At 53.8% G+C, this 24,580-nt stretch carries 21 protein-coding genes and 1 riboswitch; of the genes, 12 read left to right on the plus strand and 9 right to left on the minus strand.

Annotation, left to right across the window (positions count from 1 at the left end; genetic code table 11):
• Positions 1–8 precede the first annotated feature (8 nt).
• The 4 genes from baeS (at position 9) to trhP (ending at position 4,755) form a co-directional block, all read left to right on the plus strand.
• Complete coding sequence (gene baeS, locus CVE23_RS16045) at positions 9–1,367, plus strand: envelope stress sensor histidine kinase BaeS (protein WP_100849939.1); 1,359 nt, start codon at positions 9–11, stop codon at positions 1,365–1,367.
• An 18-nt stretch (positions 1,368–1,385) separates the two neighbouring features.
• Positions 1,386–2,117: an envelope stress response regulator BaeR gene (gene baeR, locus CVE23_RS16050; RefSeq protein WP_049854891.1), complete on the plus strand. Its 732-nt coding sequence runs from the start codon at positions 1,386–1,388 to the stop codon at positions 2,115–2,117.
• Between the two features lie 129 nt (positions 2,118–2,246).
• The gene (locus CVE23_RS16055; protein ID WP_100849940.1) at positions 2,247–3,209 is read left to right on the plus strand and encodes a glutathione S-transferase family protein; all 963 of its coding nucleotides are present in this window, start codon (positions 2,247–2,249) and stop codon (positions 3,207–3,209) included.
• A gap of 169 nt (positions 3,210–3,378) precedes the next feature.
• Positions 3,379–4,755 carry a prephenate-dependent tRNA uridine(34) hydroxylase TrhP gene (trhP, locus tag CVE23_RS16060; protein ID WP_100849941.1) on the plus strand — a complete coding sequence of 459 codons (1,377 nt, stop codon included), beginning with the start codon at positions 3,379–3,381 and terminating at the stop codon, positions 4,753–4,755.
• A 185-nt stretch (positions 4,756–4,940) separates the two neighbouring features.
• Here the strand turns inward: trhP and psiE are convergent, their stop codons facing one another.
• Positions 4,941–5,348, minus strand: coding sequence for a phosphate-starvation-inducible protein PsiE (psiE, locus tag CVE23_RS16065; RefSeq protein WP_038669395.1), 408 nt, complete (start codon positions 5,346–5,348; stop codon positions 4,941–4,943).
• Between the two features lie 304 nt (positions 5,349–5,652).
• Here psiE and CVE23_RS16070 point away from each other — a divergent pair, with 304 nt between their 5' ends.
• From CVE23_RS16070 to CVE23_RS16090, 5 genes are all read left to right on the plus strand, one after another.
• Positions 5,653–6,432, plus strand: coding sequence for a TIM barrel protein (locus CVE23_RS16070; RefSeq protein ID WP_100849942.1), 780 nt, complete (start codon positions 5,653–5,655; stop codon positions 6,430–6,432).
• 270 nt (positions 6,433–6,702) lie between these two features.
• Complete coding sequence (locus CVE23_RS16075; RefSeq protein WP_100849943.1) at positions 6,703–7,950, plus strand: MFS transporter; 1,248 nt, start codon at positions 6,703–6,705, stop codon at positions 7,948–7,950.
• Positions 7,951–7,971: 21 nt separating this feature from the next.
• The gene (locus CVE23_RS16080; RefSeq protein WP_100849944.1) at positions 7,972–9,042 is read left to right on the plus strand and encodes a sugar phosphate isomerase/epimerase family protein; all 1,071 of its coding nucleotides are present in this window, start codon (positions 7,972–7,974) and stop codon (positions 9,040–9,042) included.
• A complete protein-coding gene (locus tag CVE23_RS16085) occupies positions 9,039–10,193 on the plus strand; it encodes a Gfo/Idh/MocA family protein (protein ID WP_100849945.1) in 1,155 nt (384 codons plus the stop codon). The genes CVE23_RS16080 and CVE23_RS16085 overlap by 4 nt, the downstream gene beginning before the upstream one ends.
• A gap of 103 nt (positions 10,194–10,296) precedes the next feature.
• Positions 10,297–11,277 carry a LacI family DNA-binding transcriptional regulator gene (locus CVE23_RS16090; protein WP_038919813.1) on the plus strand — a complete coding sequence of 327 codons (981 nt, stop codon included), beginning with the start codon at positions 10,297–10,299 and terminating at the stop codon, positions 11,275–11,277.
• A gap of 132 nt (positions 11,278–11,409) precedes the next feature.
• Here the strand turns inward: CVE23_RS16090 and CVE23_RS16095 are convergent, their stop codons facing one another.
• From CVE23_RS16095 to CVE23_RS16130, 8 genes are all read right to left on the minus strand, one after another.
• Positions 11,410–12,264, minus strand: coding sequence for a sugar phosphate isomerase/epimerase family protein (locus CVE23_RS16095; protein ID WP_100849946.1), 855 nt, complete (start codon positions 12,262–12,264; stop codon positions 11,410–11,412).
• A gap of 426 nt (positions 12,265–12,690) precedes the next feature.
• Complete coding sequence (thiD, locus tag CVE23_RS16100; protein ID WP_100849947.1) at positions 12,691–13,494, minus strand: bifunctional hydroxymethylpyrimidine kinase/phosphomethylpyrimidine kinase; 804 nt, start codon at positions 13,492–13,494, stop codon at positions 12,691–12,693.
• On the minus strand, positions 13,491–14,285 hold the full coding sequence (thiM, locus tag CVE23_RS16105) for a hydroxyethylthiazole kinase (RefSeq protein ID WP_100849948.1): 795 nt from the start codon (positions 14,283–14,285) through the stop codon (positions 13,491–13,493). Before thiM ends, thiD begins: the two co-directional genes overlap by 4 nt.
• Positions 14,286–14,319: 34 nt before the next feature.
• A riboswitch (TPP riboswitch) is annotated at positions 14,320–14,424 on the minus strand.
• A gap of 65 nt (positions 14,425–14,489) precedes the next feature.
• The gene (locus tag CVE23_RS16110) at positions 14,490–15,692 is read right to left on the minus strand and encodes a MalY/PatB family protein (protein ID WP_100849949.1); all 1,203 of its coding nucleotides are present in this window, start codon (positions 15,690–15,692) and stop codon (positions 14,490–14,492) included.
• A gap of 72 nt (positions 15,693–15,764) precedes the next feature.
• A complete protein-coding gene (locus CVE23_RS16115) occupies positions 15,765–17,081 on the minus strand; it encodes a multidrug effflux MFS transporter (RefSeq protein ID WP_100849950.1) in 1,317 nt (438 codons plus the stop codon).
• A complete protein-coding gene (locus CVE23_RS16120; protein ID WP_225622600.1) occupies positions 17,081–18,475 on the minus strand; it encodes a Gfo/Idh/MocA family oxidoreductase in 1,395 nt (464 codons plus the stop codon). The genes CVE23_RS16115 and CVE23_RS16120 overlap by 1 nt, the downstream gene beginning before the upstream one ends.
• A gap of 147 nt (positions 18,476–18,622) precedes the next feature.
• Entirely contained in the window at positions 18,623–20,329 is a 1,707-nt protein-coding gene (locus tag CVE23_RS16125; RefSeq protein ID WP_049854879.1) for a carbamoyltransferase C-terminal domain-containing protein, read from the minus strand.
• A gap of 15 nt (positions 20,330–20,344) precedes the next feature.
• Positions 20,345–21,166: a class I SAM-dependent methyltransferase gene (locus CVE23_RS16130; RefSeq protein WP_038919819.1), complete on the minus strand. Its 822-nt coding sequence runs from the start codon at positions 21,164–21,166 to the stop codon at positions 20,345–20,347.
• A 1,244-nt stretch (positions 21,167–22,410) separates the two neighbouring features.
• On the opposite strand from CVE23_RS16130, the gene CVE23_RS16135 reads away from it, so the two are divergent.
• Genes CVE23_RS16135 through CVE23_RS16145 form a run of 3 tightly spaced genes read left to right on the plus strand, consistent with a single transcriptional unit; the run spans position 22,411 to position 24,580 of the window.
• Positions 22,411–23,169: a transporter substrate-binding domain-containing protein gene (locus tag CVE23_RS16135; protein WP_049854878.1), complete on the plus strand. Its 759-nt coding sequence runs from the start codon at positions 22,411–22,413 to the stop codon at positions 23,167–23,169.
• A gap of 6 nt (positions 23,170–23,175) precedes the next feature.
• Positions 23,176–23,877 (plus strand): amino acid ABC transporter permease, encoded by a 702-nt coding sequence (locus CVE23_RS16140; RefSeq protein ID WP_049854877.1) that lies wholly within the window; start codon positions 23,176–23,178, stop codon positions 23,875–23,877.
• On the plus strand, positions 23,855–24,580 hold the full coding sequence (locus tag CVE23_RS16145) for an amino acid ABC transporter ATP-binding protein (RefSeq protein ID WP_038919824.1): 726 nt from the start codon (positions 23,855–23,857) through the stop codon (positions 24,578–24,580). The genes CVE23_RS16140 and CVE23_RS16145 overlap by 23 nt, the downstream gene beginning before the upstream one ends.

Consider the following 24,580-nt stretch of genomic DNA (forward strand, 5'->3'; position numbering starts at 1 on the left):
GGTGAATGATGAGATTCGGCATTACCGCCCGACTATTTCTGGCGATTTTCTCCACCTGCATGCTGGTGCTGGTGATCATGCACTTTGGCGTCCGGCTCAGTTTCGAGAAAGGGTTTATCGACTATATCCGCCACGGCAACGAGCAGCGGGTGGTGCAAATTCGCGGCTGGCTGGAAGAGCAATACCAGCAGTACGGCAATTGGGATTTTCTGCACAACAACGAGCGCGGCATTTTCCCCATGCTGCGCTCGATGGAACAGAACAACGACGAAGCGATGCAGGGCTGGCGCACCCGGTTTTGGATCATGGATGAGAACCGCCGCCGGCTGATCGGCCCGCCGATCCCGATGCCCGCCGGCAGCAGTTGGCAGCCGCTGACCGTGAAAAAACAGACCGTCGGCTGGCTGGTGGCCGCGCCGGTGGAAGGGCTGACCCGTAGCGCCGATATCAGCTTCGACCGCCAGCAACAGCGTACCAGTTGGCTGATTGTCGCCTTCACCACCCTGCTGGCCGCGGTGGTGACCTGGATGATGTCGCGCGGCCTGCTGGCGCCGGTCAAACGGCTGGTCAGCGGCATCCACCAGCTGGCGGGCGGGGATTTCGGCACCCGGGTTTCCGCCAACGGACGCGACGAACTGGGGCGTCTGGCGCAGGATTTTAACCAATTGGCCTCGGCGCTGGAGAAAAACGAGCAGTCGCGCCGCGCGTTTATGGCGGATATCTCGCACGAACTGCGTACCCCGCTGGCGGTGTTGCGCGGCGAACTGGAAGCGTTGCAGGACGGCGTGCGCCGGCCGGACGCCGCGGCGTTCGGCTCGCTACAGTCGGAGGTCGCGTTGCTGACCAAGCTGGTGGACGACCTGCATCAGCTGTCGCTGTCCGATCTGGGCGCGCTGGCTTATCGCAAGGCCGCCGTCAACGCCAGCGCCCTGTTGCAGGTGTCGGTGGCGGCGTTCAGGGAGCGTTTTCAGCAAAAAGGCATCCGGCTGACCACCCGCCTTCACCCCGAAGCCGTGGTATTTGGCGACCCGGATCGTCTGAACCAGCTGTTCAACAACCTGATGGAAAACAGCCTGCGTTATACTGACAACGAGGGCCAGTTGGAAGTGGAAACCGAACTGCGCCAGCAACGGCTGATTATCCACTGGCGCGACAGCGCCCCCGGCATCAGCGATGAACAGCTGGCGCTGATCTTCGAACGCTTCTACCGCGCGGAAAGCTCGCGTAACCGCGCCAGCGGCGGCTCGGGTCTGGGGTTGTCGATTTGCGCCAATATCGTTGAGGCGCACGATGGACGCCTGTATGCTGATCATTCAGCGCTCGGCGGCGTGCAAATCACCGTCGAGCTTCCGTTGCACCTATCCTGATACAGGCAGGTAACCGACATGACAGCATCGTCTCCTGCAGCGGCTGGTGATGAAAACCTGCCGGTGCTGATCGTTGAAGATGAGCCCAAACTGGCCCAACTGCTGGTGGATTACCTGCAGTCGGCGGGTTACCGTACCCACTGGCTGACGCAGGGCGAAGAGGTTGAACCCTGGGTGCGGGAACATCACTGCCAGCTCATTCTGCTGGATTTGATGCTGCCGGGCCGCGACGGCCTGACGCTCTGCCGCGCCATCCGCGGTTTTTCCAACGTGCCGATCATCATGGTGACCGCCCGTACCGATGAAATCGACCGGCTGCTGGGGCTGGAAATCGGCGCCGACGATTACATCTGCAAACCCTACAGCCCGCGCGAAGTGGTCGCCCGGGTGAAAACCCTGCTACGCCGCTGCCGCTGGCAACATGAGCCGCTGCCGGGCGATGCGCTGCCCGCGCTGCTGATCGACCAAAACCGTTATCAGGCCAGCTACCTCGGCCGCCATCTGGAGTTGACGCCCGCCGAATTTCGGCTGCTGAAAACCCTCTCCGCCGAGCCGGGACGAGTCTTTTCGCGCGAACAATTGCTCGACCATCTGTACGATGACTACCGGGTAGTGACCGACCGCACCATCGACAGCCACATCAAGAACCTGCGCCGCAAGCTGGAAATGTTTGATCAGGAAACGTCGTTCATTCGCACGGTATACGGTATCGGTTACCGCTGGGAAGCGGCCGCCAGCCAGGAAATGTAGGCGGCCCCGCCCGCACAGACGGGCAAGCCGTCAAAGAAACTGTCCGACTCGGTTAAAAATTTGCAATTTTCTCCTGGCGTTTGGCTGCTAGCATAATCATTGAACATAATAATCATGATGAGGGTAAGCATGTCGGGATTAGTGAATGGCAAGTGGGTCGATGGCGAGGTAGCCGCCGAAGAAATCAAAGGCGGCGCATTTCACCGTCAGGAAACGATGTTTCGTGCAACGTCGCTGGCGCCGGAAGCCGGGCGATATCAACTGTTCGTCTCGTACCTTTGCCCGTGGGCATCCCGCACGCTGATCTACCGTAACCTGAAAGCCCTGCAGGACGTGATTCAGCTGTCGGTGGCGGCCCCCTGCATCGGCGAACAGGGTTGGGAATTCAGCACCCCGCAGGATGCCGGCGACACAGTGGCGCCGGTGCGTTATCTGCACCAGCTCTACACCGCCAGCGATGCGCACTACACCGGCAAAGTCTCGGTGCCGGTGCTGTGGGACCGCAAAGAAGGCCGCATCGTGAATAATGAATCGTCGGAAATCATTCGCCTGCTCAACCACGCCTTCAATGACCTGACCGGCAACCGGCTGGACTTTTACCCGGCAGAGCTGCAGCCGGAAATAGACCGCTGGAACAGCCTGATTTACGACAACATCAACAACGGCGTGTACAAAACCGGTTTCGCCAAAACCCAGGCGCATTACGACCAGGCGGTAACCAACCTGTTTGCCTCGCTGGATACGGTAGAAGCCCACCTGGCCCACCACCGCTATCTGGCGGGCGACACGCTGACCGAAGCCGACTGGCGGCTGTTCGTGACGCTGGTGCGTTTCGACGCCGCTTACCACGGCGCGTTCAAATGCAACATCCGCCGTCTGGAGGATTACCCGCACCTCTCTGGTTACCTGCGCGAGCTGTATCAGTGGCCGGGGATCAAAGAAACGGTCAAGCTGGATCACATCAAAGCCGGTTACTACAGTATCCGTTGGCTCAACCCCACCGCTATCATCGCGAAAGGGCCGCTGGTGGACTTTGAACGCCCGCACCAGCGCGAGCTGGCAGGCCCCTCCGCCGGTATCCGTACCGCCTGACGCCGTAAACGGCCGGACTTTTGTCCGGCCGTCGACAGCCCGGCACGTCAATAGGCTTACTTTTTGTAAGCTGACTACTGATTTTTCCCGCCGTTGGCGTTAGAATCTGCCGCCTTTACTGTTCCCGCCCGGGAACAGCCTGACCTGTGATCAGACTTGAGAAAACACCATGTTCAAACCGGAATTACTCTCTCCGGCCGGTACGCTGAAAAATATGCGTTACGCCTTTGCCTATGGCGCTGATGCGATTTATGCCGGCCAGCCCCGCTACAGCCTGCGCGTGCGCAACAACGAATTCAACCACCAGACGCTGGCGCAAGCCATCAGCGAAGCCCATGCGCTGGGCAAAAAATTCTACGTGGTGGTTAACATCGCGCCCCATAACGCCAAGCTGAAAACCTTCCTGCGCGATCTGCAACCGGTTGTCGAAATGAACCCGGATGCGCTGATCATGTCCGACCCGGGCTTGATCATGCTGGTGCGGGAAAACTTCCCGCAGATGCCGATCCACCTGTCGGTACAGGCCAACGCGGTAAACTGGGCGACGGTGAAATTCTGGCAGCAGATGGGGCTGAGCCGGGTGATTCTGTCGCGCGAGCTGTCGCTGGAAGAAATTGAGGAAATCCGCGCCCAGGTGCCGGAAATGGAACTGGAAATCTTCGTCCACGGCGCACTGTGCATGGCCTATTCCGGCCGCTGCCTGCTGTCCGGTTATATCAATAAGCGTGACCCGAATCAGGGCACCTGCACCAACGCCTGCCGCTGGGAATACAACGTGCAGGAAGGCAAAGAAGACACGGTGGGCAACATCGTGCATATCCACGAGCCGATTGCCGTCACGCAGCTCGACGCCGTCCAGGTGGAACCGACGCTGGGCATCGGCGCGCCCACCGACAAGGTATTCATGCTGGAAGAGAAGCAGCGTCCGGGCGAATACATGAGCGCGTTTGAAGACGAACACGGCACCTACATCATGAACTCACGCGACCTGCGCGCCATTCAGCACGTGGAACGCCTGACCACCATGCAGGTCGCCTCGCTGAAAATCGAAGGCCGCACCAAATCGTTCTACTATTGCGCCCGCACCGCGCAGGTGTATCGCCGCGCCATTGACGATGCCGCAGCGGGCAAGCCGTTCGACCCGACGCTGCTGCAAACGCTGGAAGGGCTGGCGCACCGCGGTTACACCGAAGGCTTCCTGCGCCGTCACGTCCACGAGGATTACCAGAATTACGACTACGGTTACTCGGTGTCGGACCAGCAGCAGTTTGTCGGGGAGTTTACCGGCGAGCGGCGCGACGGGCTGGCGGAAGTGGCGGTCAAGAACAAGTTCTCCCGCGGCGACAGCGTGGAAATGATGACGCCGGGCGGCAACGTCCAGTTCACCATCGAAACCCTGTTCAACACGAAAGGCCAGCCGATCGATGTCGCGCCGGGCGACGGCCATACGGTGTATCTGCCGGTGCCGGACGACATCGCGCTGGAATACGCGTTGCTGCTGCGAAATCTGCCGGGTACCAGCACCCGCAATCCGCACGCAAAATAACAAAAAAGTGACAGTATGGTGCCAATTGTGACATTTTTTAGAATCAGATCACATCAATGGCCTGGCTAACTGGTTACTATTGCAGCGCTGAGAAAATACAAAACGAAAAATAAGCGTAGTTATGCTACTAGGAACCACCTCCTTGGCCAGCTCAATCTCCCTTGAGCTGGCTTTTTCTTTTCTGGTTATTCCCGCTTCAGGCGCGGGCTGTTGACCAGATAGAGCGTGATCACCAGTATCAGAATCGCCCCGGCGTAGGTGAAGGTATCCGCCGGGTTTTTATGATCGACGATGATCAGCCGCACGATGGCGGTAATGCCGATGTAGATAAAATAGCGCAGCGGGAAGTGATAGCCGGAAAGGAAATACTTCACGATCAGCGCCAGAAACTCGAAATAGAGAAAATAAATCACCAGGCTTTCGATCAGCATGTAGGACGACTCTTTCTCATTGCTGACCAGCAGTACCGTAGCCAGATGCCAGGTTTCCTTGCCCAGAAAGACAACCAGAATCACCGCCAGCACCAACAGGCCGCAATTGAGTATGGTCTGCAGCCCTTTGGCAATCATGACCGCGCGCGCTGAACCCGCCATGAGTATCTCCTCAACAATCTCACTCAGAGAAAAACGACCATTCAGAAAAAAGTAACCATTCAGAGAAAAACGATCGTTCAGAAAAAACATCACCCCAAAATCCGGTGATCGCTAGCCCTGCCGCAGGCAATAATCTGACGTAGATCACAAAATTACCGGGTCATGGGCGGACTGTCTATGCAATATTTTTACCCATTCGCCAATTTATCCGCGCAATGGCGTCTGCGAGGAGCAAGCGCTCGCGGATACACGCCCCTATAGCGCGCATGGCATACGCAACGCCACCGTGAGGTCACGCAACAACATGAAAAATCAACTCTCCGTCTGTGCCGAAATGGTTTTTCCGCAACGCCCGTTCATCGAACGCGTCAGGCATATTCACGCGTTGGGCTTCGGTGTTGAAATGTGGAGCTGGGAACACCAGGATATCGACGCACTGGCCGCAACCGGCGCCCGCTTTACCTCCATGTCCGGCTTTCTGGCCGGAAACCTCACCGATAGCGAGGGGATCCGCATGCTATTAAAGACTGCGCGGGCGTCGCTGATCGCGGCCGACAAGCTGGATTGCCTGAACCTTAATCTCACCGGCAGCGCGCTGGATGCCAGTGGGCTGCCGGTAACGCCGGTCGAAAACCTCACCGGCTCGATGTGGTTAAACGCCGCCGCCGCGCTGCATGAAATTGCCCGTTTGGGCGAACAATACGGCCGCGTCTTTACGCTGGAAAACCTCAATGTGGAGGTTGACCATCCAGGAACGCCGTTTGCCAAAGCCAGTGAAACGTTCGCGCTGGTTTCCGCCGTCAATAGCCCTTACCTAAAGATGAATCTCGACCTCTACCACGCACAAATTGGCGAAGGCAATCTCACCGAGCTGATTCGCCGCTGTCACCCCTTTATCGGGGAAATTCAGGTGGCTGATGTGCCGGGCCGTCACCAACCGGGAACCGGAGAGATCAATTACCGCCACATTGCCAGAACGCTGAGTGAGGTGGATTACCGCGGGCCGATAGCGCTGGAAGCATCGGCGCAGGGGGATAGCGCAGAGGCGCTGGCGCAGTTTCGGGCGCATTTTACGCTGGACTGACCCACCCGGCTGGCGCGGCCCGGTGAAGACAAGCGGCGTCGGTCGCGCCATGCCCGGTTTGATAGACGCTGAATGCTGCTGCCTGCCCGTCCTGATACCGTATATTTTCGATCGCCGGCACAGCTTCATCGCCGTCTCGGGTTTGCCAGCCATAGTTTCCTGTGATAAATCTCGCATTTCCAAAACGTACTCAGAGAGTTCATTAAAGTAATCGATTACTTTCTACCTGAAGATATTTTGTAATCGATTACTTTTAAAAGGCGGGAGAATATGACTTCTTCAATGATGAGTACCGAATTAAAAACATCACCGCATAAACTGCTCGTTCCCCGGCTGTCATTCATGATGTTTATGCAATTTTTTATCTGGGGAAGCTGGTCGGTCACGCTGGGGCTGGTGATGACACAGCACAACATGTCTTCATTGATTGGCGACGCTTTCTCGGCCGGGCCTATCGCCTCCATCCTGTCCCCTTTTGTGCTTGGCATGCTGGTTGACCGCTTTTTCCCTTCGCAGAAAGTGATGGCGGTAATGCACCTGGCCGGCGCGGCGATCCTGTGGTGTGTTCCGCAGGCGCTGACCAGTGAAAACGGCGCACAGCTGATTGCATTGTTGTTCTCCTACACGTTGTGCTACATGCCGACGCTGGCGCTGACCAACAACATCGCCTTCCACAGTCTGGCGCAGGCGGAAAAAACCTTTCCGGTGGTCCGGGTGTTCGGCACGATAGGCTGGATTGTCGCCGGGATCCTAATTGGCGTTACCGGTATTGCCGCCAGCGTGATGATTTTCCAGCTTGCCGCGGCGTGCTCTGTCATGCTGGCCGTTTATAGCCTGACCTTACCCCATACGCCGGCGCCGGCCAAAGGCCAGCCGCTGGCGTTGCGCGATCTGTTCTGCGCCGACGCCTTCGCTCTGCTGAAGAAAAGCCATTTTCTGATTTTTGCTGTCTGCGCCACGCTGATTTCCATTCCGCTGGGCACTTACTACGCCTACACCGCGTCATTCCTCGCGGATCTCGGCATTAAAGACGTCAGCACGGCGATGTCGTTCGGCCAGATGTCGGAAATCTTTTTCATGTTGATTATCCCGCTGCTGTTCCGCCGCCTGGGCATCAAATACATGCTGCTGATCGGTATGCTGGCGTGGTTCCTCCGCTATGCGCTGTTTGCCCTTGGCGTCAGCGAGACAGGGCGCGGGCTGTTGTATCTCGGCATCCTGCTGCATGGCGTTTGCTACGACTTTTTCTTTGTCATCGGTTTTATCTATACCGACCGCGTTGCCGGCGAAAAGGTCAAAGGTCAGGCGCAAAGCCTGATTGTCATGTTTACCTACGGCATTGGCATGTTGCTCGGCTCGCAAATCTCCGGCGCGCTGTATAACCGGCTGCTCGGCCAAACCACGCCGCCCGACGTACACAACTGGGTCACCTTCTGGTGGATCCCGGCCGTTATGGCCGCCGTCATCGCGTTTATTTTCCTTCTTTCCTTTAAATATCAAGAGCAAGACAACCGTTAAGCCATTACATCGGGAGGCAGCATGCAAACAATAAAAGGGCCGGGGTTATTTCTCGCGCAGTATATTGGGGAACAGGCGCCCTTTAACTCACTGGAAGGGCTGGCCGGCTGGGCGGCCGGCCTCGGTTTCAAGGCGCTCCAGATCCCCTGTAACCATCCGCACATCTTTGATCTGGAAACGGCCGCGCACAGCCAGACCTATTGCGATGACGTCGCCGGACGTCTGGCTGAGCACGGGCTGGTCATTAGCGAGCTCTCCACCCATCTCGAAGGCCAGCTGATTGCCGTACACCCGGCTTACCACCACGCTTTTAACGACTTTGCCCCGCCGGCGGTTCGCCACCACCACACGGAGCGGCAACAATGGGCGGTCAACGCATTAAAAAACGCCGCCGCGGCGTCGGAAAAATTGGGATTGCGCGCCCATGCCACCTTCTCCGGCGCCCTGGCCTGGCCCTATTTCTACCCGTGGCCGCCGCGCCAGGAGGCGTTAATCCAGGAAGCGTTTGACGAGTTGGCCCGGCGCTGGCGCCCTATTCTGGATGTGTTTGATCACCACGGTATCGACGTCTGTTACGAATTACACCCGTCGGAAGACCTGCACGACGGCATCAGCTTTGAGCGTTTTCTCGCTGCGGTCGATAACCACCCACGGTGCCACGTGCTGTACGACCCCAGCCATATGCTGTTACAGCACATGGATTACCTCGCCTTTATCGATATTTACCACGACAGAATCCGGGCCTTTCATGTGAAAGACGCCGAGTTTACCCCCAGCGGCAAAAGCGGCGTCTATGGCGGCTATCAGCCCTGGACAGAACGCGCCGGGCGCTTCCGCTCGCCGGGAGACGGCCGGATCGATTTCAAGTCCATTTTCAGCAAGCTGGCGCAATATGACTATCCGGGCTGGGCGGTTCTGGAATGGGAATGTTGCCTGAAAGAGGCGGAAACCGGCGCGCGGGAAGGCGCTGAATTCATCCGTCACCACATCATCCCGGTGGCCGGAAAAGCGTTTGATGACTTTGCGGCCACCACCAGCGATCGCCAGGCCATCAGGAACATGCTGGGACTGAAAGGAGAAGACGCGTCATGATCAATGTCGGCATTATCGGTTCAGGTTTCATCGGGCCTGCGCATATCGAAGCTATCCGGCGTTTGGGGTTTGTCAATGTGGTCGCGTTATGTGACAGCACCCTTGAACTGGCGCAGGAAAAGGCCCGTCAGTTAGCTATCCCCCACGCCTATGGCGACGTTGACGCGCTGCTGAATCATCCCGGTCTGGAGGTGGTGCACAACTGCACGCCCAATTACCTGCACGCCGCCATCAATCGCCAGGCGATGCTGGCGGGTAAACATATCTTTTCCGAAAAACCGCTATGTATGACCAGCGAGGAAGCCCGCGAACTGGTTGCGCTGGCGCAGGAAAAAGGCATCGTTCATGGGGTCAGCTTTGTTTACCGCCACTTCGCGATGGTGCAGCAGGCGGCCAGCATGATCCGCCAGGAGACGCTGGGCCGCCTGTTTGCCTTACACGGCGGCTACCTGCAGGACTGGATGCTCTACGAAACCGACTATAACTGGCGCGTCGATGCCGCCAAAGGCGGTCTGTCCCGCACCGTCGCCGACATCGGCTCCCACTGGTGCGATACCATACAGTTCGTCACCGGCCGCAAAATCGTCGAAGTGATGGCGGACCTCTCCACCGTCTACCCCACGCGCAAGACCAGCCGCCATGCGGCAGCCACCTTCGGCGGCCCCGACGCAGCGGCGGCGGAATATGAAGACAAGCCCGTAACCACCGAAGACTTCGCCGCCATCCTGCTGCGTTTTGATGACGGCAGCCGCGGCAGCCTGACGGTATCTCAGGTGAGCGCCGGCAGAAAAAACCGCCTTCACTTTGAAGTTAACGGCGGGCGGGCCTCGCTGGCCTGGGATCAGGAACTGCCGCAAAATCTGTGGATCGGGCAGCGTGACCGCCCCAATCAGTTACTGTGCGATGATCCGGGATTGATGAATGCGGATGTGTCCAACCAGGCCCATTTTCCCGGCGGCCACATTGAAGGCTGGCCTGATGCGTTTAAAAACATGATGCTGCGCTTTTATACCTATCTGCGGGACGGCAAGCAGCCGCAGGTCGATCCCTGCGACTTCGCGACGTTCCACGACGGCGCCACGATTATGTACATCATTGATGCGATAGTGCGCAGCCATCAGGAACAACGCTGGATCGCCATACCGGCATAATCCCCGATAGTCCGGCGGATATCGGCCGGACTATCGATTTTTTCGAGAAAACAAACTGTGATAGCCTGTGCGCAGAGCTCATGTTCAGGAATGTTTTCCCATTATGTCGATTCAAAAAATCGCACGACTTGCCGGCGTTTCCGTGGCAACCGTATCGCGGGTGCTGAATAATCAGGACTCCGTTAAGCCCCAAAACCGTGAACGTGTACTGAACGCCATCCAACAAAGCAATTACCAGCCCAATTTACTCGCCAGACAATTACGCACCGCGAAAAGTCATATGCTGCTGGTCATGGTTTCCAATATCGCCAATCCATTCTGTGCCGATGTGGTAAAAGGCATTGAATCCGAAGCGGAGCAAAACGGATACCGCATCCTGTTATGTAATTCCGGCTCGGATACCGCGCGGGCAAAATCCAGCCTGTCATTATTGTCCGGGAAAATGGTCGATGGAGTCATTACCATGGACGCGTTATCCCGTTTGCCGGAACTGACCACGATGATAGGCGATGCGCCCTGGGTGCAGTGTGCCGAATACGCCGATGCGGCGGCGGTTTCCAGCGTCGGAATTGATGACCGGCTGGCCTCCCGTTTTGTGCTTGAGCATCTGCTAAACAATAACCGCCAGCGTATTGCCATGATCAATCACGACCTGAATTATAAATATGCCCAACTTCGGGAACAGGGCTATCGGGAAATGATTGCCGAGCGCGCCCTTCATTACGCTTCGGTTATTTATGCCAGTGAACTCAGTTACGAAGCGGGAAAAAAAGCCATGCTATCGTTGCTTGATGAGGAAATACGACCGGATGCGGTATTTGCCGTATCAGACACACTGGCGGCCGGGGCGTTAAAAGCGATTGAAGACGCGGGATTACAGGTGGCGAAAGATATCGCCGTGATCGGTTTTGACGGTACCGAATTAAGCTATATTACTTCGCCGCAATTAAGCACCGTCCAGCAGCCTTCACAGGAAATTGGCCGGCAGGCCGTAAAATTACTGCTGCAAAAAATCAACGAGCCTGACAGCCTTCCTGAAAAAAGAATCCTGGACTGGCAATTTATTTCCCGGGCATCCGGTTAGGATATTATGCGTTACACGCTGACCGGCAGATGGTCTGAAAAACAATAACGCTCTCTTTGATTAACGCGGACTGTGGTACAGACAACCTCATAATAGGTTGTCTGTAGCTACTCAAAAAAAGATCATGTCATCTTAGGGATTGACATGCTTTAGCAGAAATTTCCTGGCGGTGGTGATAATCGAATAGGGATCTTTGGGGGCATCGTGTTCAACGATAAACCAGACTTTGCCCGCTTTTTCTGCCGCCGGGAATATTTCATCCCAGGTCAGAATACCTTCCCCGGCCGGCGCAAAATTCATTTCATCATTACGCATACCAATCGGTGCGTGGTCCTTGGCATGAACGGCAAACACCCGCCCTTTATATTTTTTCAGCAGACGCGCCGGGTCCTGACCGCCTCGCGTCACCCAGGCCATATCCAGTTCGATCGCCAGATTGGGGGCATGATCAAAAAGAATTTCCAGCGCCGTTTTGCCATTGTACTTTTTCATCTCAAAATCATGGTTATGGTAGCCCAGCGTCATCCCCTGCTTTTTAAGATGGCGCGCCAGATTATCCAGCTCCTGCGCCATATTTTTCCATGCCTGCGCGCTGTCCGGCCGGTCAGCCGGTTCAATCCAGGGAACAATCAAGACACGATTACCGATAGCATTGTTAAACGCGACCACGCCTTGACTGTCCTGCCGCAAACTCGTGAGCTGAACATGCGCCGATATCGCCTTCAGGTTATATTTCTCAAGCAGCGTTTTCATCTCGTCAGATGACACATTATGGTCGCCGACCAACTCGACGGCATTAAATCCCGCCTTATTAGCCATTGCGAACTGTTCTTCCAACGAGCCGACATTACGCAGGGTGTACATTTGCAGCGCGATGGGCACATTCCCTTTTCCCGCTTCAAGGTTCGCTCTGGCAAGTAATGGCAACGCATTGAGGGTAAACAACGAGATAAAAAGTGATAAACGTAAAAATCGCTTCAGGTACATAAGACTCTCCAGATAGATGTTCCTTGTTTTGTTGTTATCAATGTCTCAATTACTTCTGCCGGCCGAAACGCATTTCCCGGCCTTCGCCATTAGGTTTCCCACAAAAAGTAATCGATTACTTTTCATGTTAATCAGAAAGAAAAAATATCTCAACTGCCAACGACAAGGCGTTGGCGATTCACGGCTTACATCAAAAAAAACGGCAACACAGGAATATCGTAATACCCCCACCCCCCTTAATATTCTGCCGCTGTTTTCAGAATAAGGCGGTGCTTACGGCCATACATTTTTATCTGGCTGCAATAACATGCTCTTTTCAGTCGATGCGCATTGGCTGTTGCGGCAATCACGCTGTCAGGCGCGGATCCTGGATGCGATGCGGCCATTGCCGACGGCCTTTTCCACCGCCGGCAATCAATAAATGCGTCACCACCAGCGATGAAAATGGTGTACCGGGCCGATGCCGTGGCCGACCTCCAGCGAATCCGCCTGTTCCAGCGCGCCTTGCAGATACGCCCGCGCGGCGGACAGGGTATCCGGCCAGTTGTCATAACGCGGGCGCAACGCCGCCAGCGCCGCCGACAGCGTGCAGCCGGTGCCGTGCGTATGCCGGGTGTTGACGCGCGGCGCGCTCAGCCGCACCGGCTCCGCATCCGGCATGAACAGCCAGTCCGGGCTTTCGCTGTCGCTCAGGTGACCGCCTTTCATCAGCACCGCCTGACATCCCATCGCCAGCAGCGCGTCCCCCTGCCGTCGCATGCCCCACTCATCGTCGGCGGGCGTGCACTGCAACAGCGCCGCCGCCTCCGGCAGATTGGGGGTAATCAGCGACACCCGCGGCAGCAGCAGCTGGCGCACCGCCGCCACCGCTTCCGGCGCCAGCAGCGGATCGCCGCTTTTCGCCAGCATCACCGTGTCCAGCACCACATACGGCACCGGGTAGCGCTGCAGCCGGTCCGCCACCGCTTCCACGATATCCGTCTGCGCCAGCATGCCGATTTTGGCACTATCGATACGGATATCGCTCAGAACCGAATCCAGCTGGGCGGCGACAAACGCCGGTTCAATGCGATAGACCGACTGTACGCCGCGCGTATTCTGCGCCACCAACGCGGTAATCACGCTGGTGCCGTAGGCGCCCAGCGCCGAGAACGTTTTCAGGTCGGCCTGAATACCGGCGCCGCCGCTCGGGTCGGTGCCGGCGATAGTCAACGCGTTGATACGTTTCATGCCGGCGCCTCCCGGTTCAGGGTATACAGCGCATCCAGAAACGCGGGGATGAAACTCCCCGGCCCGTGCGCCTGTGCCGCGGCCTGTTGCCCGCAGTGCGACATCACCGCACAGGCGGCGGCGATATGACTGAGCCGGTCGCCCTCCAGCGCGCAGAAACCGGCCACCACCGCCGACAGCGCGCACCCGGTGCCGACCACCCGCGTCATCAGCGGATCGCCGCCGGGTACCGCCAGCACTCGCTCGCCGTCGGTCACGTAATCCACTTCGCCGGTTACCGCCACGCAGGTGGCCCAGCGGCGCGCCAGCGTAACGGCTGAAGGCAGCGCCGCCAGCACATCGTTGCCGCTGTCCACCCCGCGCCCGGCCGAACATTCGCCGGCCAGCGCCATGACTTCGGAGGCGTTGCCGCGGATCGCCGCCGGCTTCATCGCCAACAGTTCAAAAGCAAACTCGGTGCGAAAACGCAGGCCGCCCACCGCTACCGGGTCCAGCACCCACGGCGTGCCGACCTCGATGGCGCTCGCGACCGCCGCGCGCATCGCCTGCGCGCGGTCGGCTTCAAGCGTACCCAGATTAATGAGTAACCCATCAGCCAGCGCGCCAAACTGCGCCGCCTCGCCCGCGTCCACCACCATCGCGGGCGAGGCGCCCAGCGCCAGCAGCACATTAGCGGTAAACCCCTGCACCACCTCATTGGTGAGGCAGTGCACCAGCGGCGCGCGCAAACGGAAAGCATCAAGGGAATCCGCGACGGACGCGGCAGGGAAAAGTACAGGTCGAGCGTTCATAAACCTCCCAACCGGCGTGAAAGAAGGCGGTACCGGCGGGATACCGTGACTTCCCTACGCTGGCATAATCCAGATCAGGTAATACGGGTATATCTCAGCCGTTTTCCATGACAGGAACGCGGCACCCCGAGTCAACGAACGCCATTATTGGAAGCATTGGCTAAAAAGGTCAATGGCGGAAAAAAGACGCCATGCCGCGCCGCGCTACACCAGCCCTCCTGTTTTCCCCCTCGCCGTAAACATATCGGCTAATTTCGCCAGTGCGGAATGCAGCAGGGTGCGTCGACAGGCAAAATTAATCCGGGCAAACCCGGCGTACGCCGCGCCGAACTTCGCGCCATCATCCAGCCACAGCCCGGCCTGGTTCAGCAAAGTCGCCGGTAAATCGGCCGGCGCAATGCCGCTTTCCCGAAAATCCAGCCAGCCAAGATAGAGCGCATCGGCGTCGAACAGCCGGACCGGTGAGTCCGGGCCAAGGTTCGCCTGCAACAACGCCCGGTTATCGCGCAAATAGTCCAGCAACGCGGATAACCACGGCCCGCCATGACGGTAAGCCGCTTCGCAGGCCGTCAGCCCCAGCATATTGGGGATATACAATGAACAGCGCGCATAGGTTCGTTTCAGCGCGTCGCGTATCGTCTTATTGGGAATGAACAGATTGGAGGTGTGCAATCCCGCCAGATTGAAGGTTTTACTCGGCGATGTGCAGGTAATGCTGTGGTCGGCGAATTCGTCGTTAATGCCGGCAAACGGCTGATGCCGTTTCGCGGGGTTAATGATCAAATCCTGATGAATTTCATCGGAAACGACCATCACGCCATGACGCCGGCAGATGTTGCCCATCGCCAGCAGCTCGTCCCGGCTCCAGACATGCCCGGTCGGGTTGTGCGGATTACATAAAAAAAACAGCCGCGTCGTCGGCGTGATCGCCTGTTCAAAGGCATCAAGATCCAGCGTATACCCTGATGCCGTTTCGGTGAGCGGAGCCGTCACCACCTGGCGGTCGTTCATCGTTACGCTGTGATAAAACGGCCCGTAAACCGGCGGCTGGATCAACACCCCCTCCCCCGGCTGGGTAAACGTCTGCACAATCATGCTCAGGCTGTTCACCACCCCCGGACTCTGCACGATCCAGTCTTCATGAATTCGCCAGCCATGATGATGCCACTGCCATTGGATAATGGCGTCAAACAGGGTTTCGCTGGCTCGCGTATAGCCCAAAACGCCCTGGTTGATGGCGTCGTGCAGCGCCTGTTGCACTTCATCCGGGCACCTAAAATCCATATCCGCAATCCACAAAGGCAGCGGCGGCCGTGAGGTGGGGTGCGGCAGATACGGAGAAGGGTATTCCCATTTCAATAAATGAGAATGCGAAAAATCGATAACCTCATCGAAACGGCAAGTCATACCTCACTCCAATTCCCTATATCATCCCGCTGCCAGATATCGCCCCCATGCCGGACATCACTCCGGCATGGATCAATTCGAATTCGGGGACGGTTTTTCGAGCGCCGCCGGCTCCGATTGATGCCGTCTGACACGCGTCATCCGGTAAGCCTGCAGTTGTAGCAGCAGCGCTACGGCCAACAGAAAATAGGCGGCAATCATCGGCGACCAATCGTCGCGCCAGCTGTTCATCACGGCCCAGGCAACCAGCGAAGAGAACGACATCTGTATCGCCGCCATCAGCGCGGAGGCCTGCCCGGCCAGCGACGTGAACGGAGACAGCGCCACCGCCGCCCCGGTCGCAATCAGTACGGCGAACCCCAGGCTACCCAGCGTGGCTGAAAGAAGATAAGGCCAGACCGACACGGTCAGCACATGGATCGTCAGAATAAAGCCGCTCATGGCCAGTAACATCAGCACTGCGCCGCCATACAGAATCACCGTCTCTTTCACTCGCCCCAGCAACCGGGCGGTCAGCAGGCTTCCGCCGGTGATAGCCAGAGCGTTGACGGCAAAATAGTATCCAAATTGATCCACCGGGATATGCAGCGTGTCGATCAGTACGATGGGTGAACTGGAAAAGAAAATCAGTTGCGTGGCAAAACCGAAGCTGGCGGCAAAACACCCCAACCGAAACTCGGGGTGCCGAAAAACAGTCAGATAGCCGGAGAAAACGCTTAACGACGGTGTCGGGGACAGTGCGCCATCACGCGCCCTGCCGCACGCAGCCGGCAGCGGTTTCCACAGCACCAGTACGCCGCACAGCAGCGCGAAAGCGCCCAGCGCATAAAAACTGGAACGCCAGCCATAGTGTACGATCAGCAGTCCACCTATCACCGGCGCCAGCACCGGGACCAGGCTTATCACGCCGTTAAGCAGGCTAAATACCTTCCCGATGACCACCCCCTGAAAGCGCAGCGGCACGCTGGCCGACGCGGCAACCGCCATCGCGCCAGCCCCGCATCCCTGCACCAGCCGCAGCGCGATGAACCAGGCGATCGTGTCGGTAAAATACACGCCGATCGCGCTCAGCGCGTAAACCAGGCTGCCGCACAACAAAACGCATTGCGCGCCGAGGCGGTCGACCAGCGGCCCGAAGAAAAGCTGACTGAGGCTCAAACACAGCACAAATCCGCTGATAATCCATTGCGTCATTCCCGGCATGCTGCCCAGTTCATGGGATATCAGCGGCACGCCGGGGAGGCAGATATCCAGCCCCAGCGGCGCGGCAATCACTAACGGAAACAGGCCGGCAACCCGCCCCATACTCTTTTTCTTCAAACCAACACACTCTTTCTTCAACCCAACACGCTCTTTTTTCAACCCACGACTCTCTTTTTTCAGCCCCATCACGGTACGAGCGCTTCTGCCCGCAGAACCGCGGCCCGGCTTTTGAAACGACGATTAATCAACGGATTCAGCCGATGGTAACGATGGCTGATCGACTGGTAAATCGCCGACGTCAGCATCGCGCCCACCTCATGTTTACTGAAATCAGACACCATATCGCCCGCCGCAATCTCGCCCCGCATGCCGGCAATAAATTCATAAAACGCCTTGGCTTTGGATTTTCCCTTCAATCCTTTTCGTCCGCCTTCCATCGCAATAATGTCGTCGATATCGAACACTTCGACATGTTTTCCGCCAAGCATTTTGTCATTGCGGAAAATATAGATTTCCAGATGCTCTTTCGTGCCGACACGATGCCGCTCGTCCGACGCATCGTCGGGCAACTCATCCGACTTATAGGAATGAAAGTGAATCGACTGGAACGGCCCTTGCTGAAAAATATGCGATTCATGAGAAACGCGGCCATTGCCTTTATAGAGATCTCTTCCCGCCGCCGTTACCCAGTTTCGCTGCGAATAGCCGTTATGACACAGGTTAATGGACGCCGCGGTCAGCGTCCTGTCGCCGCATTTAAAACAGATATTGCTGCTGCAATCCACTTCGCCAAATGTTCCCAGCAACAGCCCCAACTGTTTTTCATCATAATGGTTGGATTCGTCGAAACGACGTTGCCCAAACAGCGCACGATAATCATCGAGCTCTAGTTGACTGAGCACATCATCCGGCCGGATCGCCATCGAGAAGACGTCAATATTATCGAACTGTTTGCCTTCGCCAAATCCGGCTTCCAGTACAAAAGGCACAATATCGAAATAGTGATAACCGCTGTGCGAGCATTTTCCATAACCCTGATTGTAAGGATGGTAATGCTGCTCCACCATTTCCGTCGGCATACGCCACTGACCGTCCGAATGAAAGGTCTGCACATTGGTTACCGGACAATGGGTCTGCGCAAAGCACTCGGCAATATAACGCTTGATCAGATTAAACGACGTCTGATAGCGCCGCTGCGCCATGAGAGAAAACACCTGACAGGAATTATCACGCCGCTGTTTTTGATACAGGGCATTCAGCGCATGATAATCTTCGGCAATCTTTATCGATTTCTCAATTGAGGTGGAAATGCCTTCATAAGATGAAATCGGTTTATCCATCAGAACAGACAACCCGGACTCCAGCGCCCAGCGGGCATACGGCGTATGGGCCAGCGGTTCGGTGGCGATGATCACGCCATTAATCGCGTATTTTCTCACCACGTCATCCAGACGTTTTCTGGCATCGGCGCCTAATTCAGTCTGGCTGTTATCGCTGTCATTAAAATAAAGGATTTCCGGCTGTAGCCGTTTGCCCGCAAGATACGCCTCTATTCCCCGCTTTGCTGAAATAAAATCCACCGCGGCGCATAAGTTTAATCCAGGGTCATCACAGGATGCCTCCAGCAGCGGATAATATATTCTTTTAGCGTGAGGCCCGAACCCGATTAGCAGCAAATTGACAACGTTATTATTCGTCAACATAAGATAGTCGCTCAAATCCTTGCATTAATGGTTCTGTTTCTTTTCCAGCAGATAATTGCCGATAAACAAGGCATCCATACCAACGGCATGCCTGAAACAGTCAATAGCATCGTCCGGCGATTCAACGATCGGCATTCCGGCCAGATTAAAACTGGTATTGAGCACCACAGGCACGCCGGTCAGGTTCCCCAACGCCTTAATCAGCTGGTAGAACTTTTTATTGGATTCAGCGGAGACGGTCTGCAATCTGGCCGTGCCGTCGACATGAATACAGGCGGGCATATCGACTTTGGCCTGGGTTTTCACCGGCGCGACTTTCATCATATAAGGGACCGGCGACAGCATATCAAAATACTTATCGGCGGCTTCTTCCAGCACCACGGGCGCATAAGGTCGGAACCACTCGCGCAATTTTATCTGACTGTTGAGAATTTCCTTCGTCCAGCTATTGGAAGGCGAAGCAAGAATACTGCGGTTACCCAGCGCTCGTGGCCCGTATTCACTGCGATCCTGGAACCAGCCGATAATTTTTCCTTCCGCAATCAGACGAGCGGCCTGATATTCCGGCTCACTGACACGTTGAATGCGAAATTCGTCTTCACAGGCGCGCAGGCTGCCGGCAATATCCTCTTCAGAATAAACCGGCCCCAGATAAGGGGAACTCTCAAATTGCGGAACCCGGTGATCTTTCTTCCAGAAATATTCCGCGGCGGCGCCCAGCGCCAGGCCGGCATCGCCCGGAGAAGGAGGTACGTAAACCGTAATGCCCAATTCCTCTTCCAGTTTACGGTTCATCACGGAATTCATGGCCACGCCGCCCGCGACGCACAACGTATCGATGTGGTATTGCTCAATCAGCGCCTTCGCCCGCCGAATAATCGATTTTTGCAGCTGATCCTGCGCCCAGGCCGCCAGATGCATATCAAACGGTCGAATAACTTCTCCTTTACGCCGCCGCTCCGGAATATCCATACCCTGCTTTTTAAACCATGCTTTCAGATCCTTGGTGCAATCATCGGCATAGCGTTCATCTTTCAGCGCGGATATTTCTCCGGCCGGCGTTTCAATAAACGGCGAATAGTTTGAAAATACCGCCGGATTGCCGAAAGAGGCCAGCCCCATGGTTTTGCCCGATTCACGATAGCTGTCAAACCCCAGATAACAGGTAATATCGCCATAAAACCGGCCATATCCCTGATCGCAAGGTTGCGCATTATCCTGAGCGAGGAGGGTCAAATCATTATTCTCGTACAAATAATAGCTGACTTGCTCCGCCGCATTATTTTCCAGCACCACCGCATCGGCTCTTTCGCCAATAAGATTCCCCGTATGGTCGGCCACCACGATCAAGGCGCGTTTGACATCCGTCTGGCTGACTGCGCTTAACGCATGAGCCGAATGATGCGACGTCACGGCATGAATGTTATCAAACCCCGGAAATAACGCGTCGATCTCCTGTTTAAGTTTGCCGTCAAGCTCGTGCGCGCCATTCATCGGCTGTCCAAAGCTAACGACGGAGATAGCGGAAATATCACTCAGCGCCAGTTTATTACGTTGCAGAATTTCCCGGACGGCACAGGTTACCCGGCCATCATACTTTTTCCTTGAAACCCGCTCCTCCGCAATGGCGGTAATCACCTTGTCGCGGGTCGCCAGCACCACATTGCCATCGTAAGTTACTGTTCCATCCGCCAGTACCGGAAGATTTACTGCTAAAATTAGCTCTTGCATAACCATCCCTTTTTTCTAATGCTTTTTTGCCCGCAATAAAAACGTCAATGGAATAGCTGAAAGCCCATTATTGAAGCGCCACCAGCCGTCTTCATGCTGCGATAGTTGAGAAAATGCTTTATAGAAACCTTTATCGAACTCCCGAAAAGCCGTTATACACAGGCTTTCGTTGGTCAGACTGGTGATAATTTCAGACAGGCTATGAAACCAGACATATTGTTCCTGATTCTCTATCTGGCGATGGTCATTGGCATAAGAGTATTTATAATTCGCTTTTACCGGCGCACCGGACTGAACAGGAGAGAATAAAGCATTGCCATCAAGCGGTGCATTATCCTGATGAGGATTACTGAACATTTTTGCGACAGGATGCTCGTCAATCAGCAGTAATTCGCCGCCGGGTTTCAGGTGTGAAGCGATAGTTTTCGCCCACAAATTCAGGTGCTGAAGCCAGACCAGAACACCGTAAGAGGTAAAAACCAGATCGAATTCGCCCAGCTTCAGCTCAGAAACATCATAAACACTGGCGCAATAAAAATTCGATTTAAGACCAAATTTAAGTTTTATTGCATTGGCGGTTTCAATGGCTTCAACTGAATAATCAATTGCGGTAACGTCCGCTCCCATTATTTCAAGGGCAAAGCTATCCAAGCCAATATGACATTGCAGATGAAGTACTTTTTTATTATGTAAATCGCCTAACTCAGACAGTTCGATATCTTTTAGCTGATATCGCCACGGGTCATAATTGCCAACATCATAATCGGATTGCCCGGAATGAATTCGGGCCAGCTCATCCCAGAACTGAATATTCTTACTATCATAAAAGTTTTTCAACTGATAATTCCTTTTATTGAAATAAAAGAATGAAACATGAAAAACTATAATTCGCCGGGGATGGTAGTTTACGAAATCATAGATGTCAACGAATGTTATTTATGGGAACACGCTATTAATTACAACGCTCACAATTTAAAAAAGAGATTATGGGCAGTGATAACCTATATTTCTACCAAAGATGATTAACGAATCGACTTACATTTAATGCGTTGCATTCACAATACATCACTATGTTTTTCACTCAGACCATTTATTAGTGATAATGCACAAATTTAAAAATTGGAATATTCCTACCGACTCACTTCACGATATTTTCGCCAAAATGATAATGATAATAAAATTCATAATATCTCCATCGCATCGTTATCTGTCGGCGTGAAGCCAGGAAAAACCGGGAAATCCCGACAATTCACGTCATGACGACACAGGCTGTCCCGGGCACGAGCATTAGCTGTTTTCTGCTTACCGCCCTGTTGCCGGTGATGATTAGCAAACGTCAATTCACCTTCAGCCAGCCTCCTATATTGCCAGCATCGCCAGCGCCAACCACGCAGGCTACCTGTCTGACAGTCTGCTGTTTTTATTCAGCCGTCTGGGGCAAACCTCATCTAATCCGGCATTGATGCTGTTCATCGGCACGGTGGCAAGGCAACAACAACTGCGGCTGTTGATAAAAAACCGCCAACGCTTCAGGGAATTTATTTACTGCTGTATCGCACATAATATAAGAAAATACATCCATATAATTAAGATTTTTCTTCTTGTTAAAAACAATAAAACCATTATCAGAATATATTTTCGTCACAATTAGAATAAGCGTATGTGTAGTACTATGGTTAGCCAGGCTCCTTCAATCATACTGTTGCTGGATTAAACGTGGTACAAAACAACAGACCGCTGAAATACCTGCCCGCACCGCATATCATAAAGCCTTTCACCTGAGTCTAAGCACGAACAAAATTTGCACAAACAGAAAACGTTGTTTATATTGAACACTTGGTAGTTTGGTAAGGTGATAATCGCATCTCTGACATTCACGACACTGAGATATTTATCATCTTATCATATAAGATAATATTAAGATTAAACGGAGCACATACTGGAATCCGGTATGTTGGCGACGCCCTTCCTCTGGATGAAATGCTGCTTATAACCTTTTACGGCGGCAATAGTGGTCATACTTTTCTTATTACAGTTAATTCAAAAATTTATGTATCCCCGATTAAATCCAGGAGCCCTGTATGTTATTAAAAAAATTTCTTTTAGTGATGATTTTAGGAATAACCTCATTTACTGTTGTCGCAGCCAATCCCGTTAATGGAAAGACACTTAATGTCGCCGTGTCCCCTGCCTCGCCACCGATGCTATCCAAAACTACTGACGGGAAATTGGAAGGGATTGATCTGGAGATTTTCTCTTCTTACTGTCAGGAAAGGAAATGCGAGCTAAAAATAACAGAGTACTCATGGGATGGGATGCTTGGCGCGGTAGCCAGCGGTCAGGCAGATGTAGCATTTTCAGGAATATCCATAACAGACAAACGTAAGAAAGTAATGGATTTTTCATCTCCATATTATGTTAACTCCTTTAATCTGGTCAGTCTGGCGAGTCGTAAAATAGATCTGAGCGATCTGAATGAGTTAAAAAAATATTCAATAGGGTTCCCCCGGGGAATGGCTTATGCTGACCTAATAAAAACCACTCTTGAACCCAAAGGATATTACTCATTAAGCAAAGTAAAGCTTTACCCCTCTTATAATGAAACCATTGCCGATTTGAAAAATGGAAATGTAGACCTGGCATTCATAGAGGATCCGGTTTACTTTAACTATAAGAATAAACAAAAAATGCCTATTGAAAGCCGCTATGTATTTAAAGGTGTTGATCATCTTGGGTTTGCTTTTAAGAAAGGTTCGCCGGTGCGGGATGATTTTAACGCCTGGCTTAATGAGCAAGGCGAGGAAAAAATATCTGGCATCGTAGATAAATGGATGAAATAACAGCACATGTCATCGCAAGATATGATAAATGCATGTTATTTTTTGCTTGAGGGTATCGTAAACACGCTCATTGTTACATTTACGTGTTTTACCTCAGCATTGATTACCGGATTGACAGTCGCCGTTTTACGGCGACTGGCTTTTCCATCAATGAAGAAAACTCTGGATTTCCTGGTTTTCATTTTTCGTGGAGTTCCAGTTTTAATAGCCGTTTTTCTCGTCTATTTTGGTCTTCCGGCAACAGGCCTGAGTATTTCCCCATTGCTCGCAATGAATCTTAGTATTGGATTAATCAGCGGCGGTTATCTTGCGGAAGTGTTCCGCGGCGCGCTTCAATTGGTAGAGCCATCAGAAATTACAGCTGCTAAAGCGGCTGGTTTAAGTAAGCTACAGATCTTAAGCAACATAGAGTTCCCTCAAATGCTCCGTTTCGCTGTCCCTGGGATATTAAACGAATTTTCATCTGTATTGAAAGCTACACCTTTTGCCTATACCGTGGGTATATCTGAAATTACAAAACAGGCAATGACCCTGACCGCTGTCACCATGAACGGCCTGGTAATTTATACCATCGCAGGAATATTTTACTTTCTCATTTACAAATTATCTCTTGTTGCAGCCAGGCTGATTGAAATGAAATTCAAAATGACAAGTGATGAATTAAATAGAGTGAAGGTGAAAATGTATGGCATTGATAGAATTAAGTGAAGTAAGTAAAGAATTCAACAACAAAAAGGTTTTAGACAACATCAACTTAAAGATTAAGTACGGAGAGGTAAAAATAGTCATGGGCCCGTCTGGCTGCGGCAAGACGACACTACTGCGTTGTCTGGCTCAACTTGAAACCCCAGATACAGGCAATATATTCTTTCATGGCAAAGATGTTAATGATAGAAAATTCAACACCCTTGAATTCAGGAAAAAAGTTGGTTTTGTTTTCCAGAATTACGCATTATACCGCCATCTGAATGTTATGGATAACATTACTCTGGCTCTTCGTAAGGTATTTAACATTCCCCATAACGATGCCAGAGATAAAGCTTTATACGAGCTGGAAAGGCTGGATATGACTGCACACAGCATGAAATATCCTTCACAGCTCTCTGGTGGGCAACAGCAGCGTGTCGCACTTATTCGTGCTCTGGTAACGGACCCTGAAGTGATTGTGTTCGATGAGCCTACGTCAGCCCTTGACCCGCTGATGACCCGTGAAGTGGGTTCGCTCATTAAGCAGCTTAATGAGCAAAAAGTGACAATACTATGTGTCACTCATGACATACGCCTTGCTAAACAACTTTGTGACAGAGTTACTTTCCTAAATTACGGTAGGATCCGTGCAGAAGGGTCTTTTGATGAGCTCTCATCCCTTGATGCCGATCCGGACATTCATTATTTTTTTGGAGAGCAATAA

Source organism: Dickeya fangzhongdai (assembly GCF_002812485.1).
GTDB classification, from domain to species: Bacteria; Pseudomonadota; Gammaproteobacteria; order Enterobacterales; family Enterobacteriaceae; genus Dickeya; species Dickeya fangzhongdai.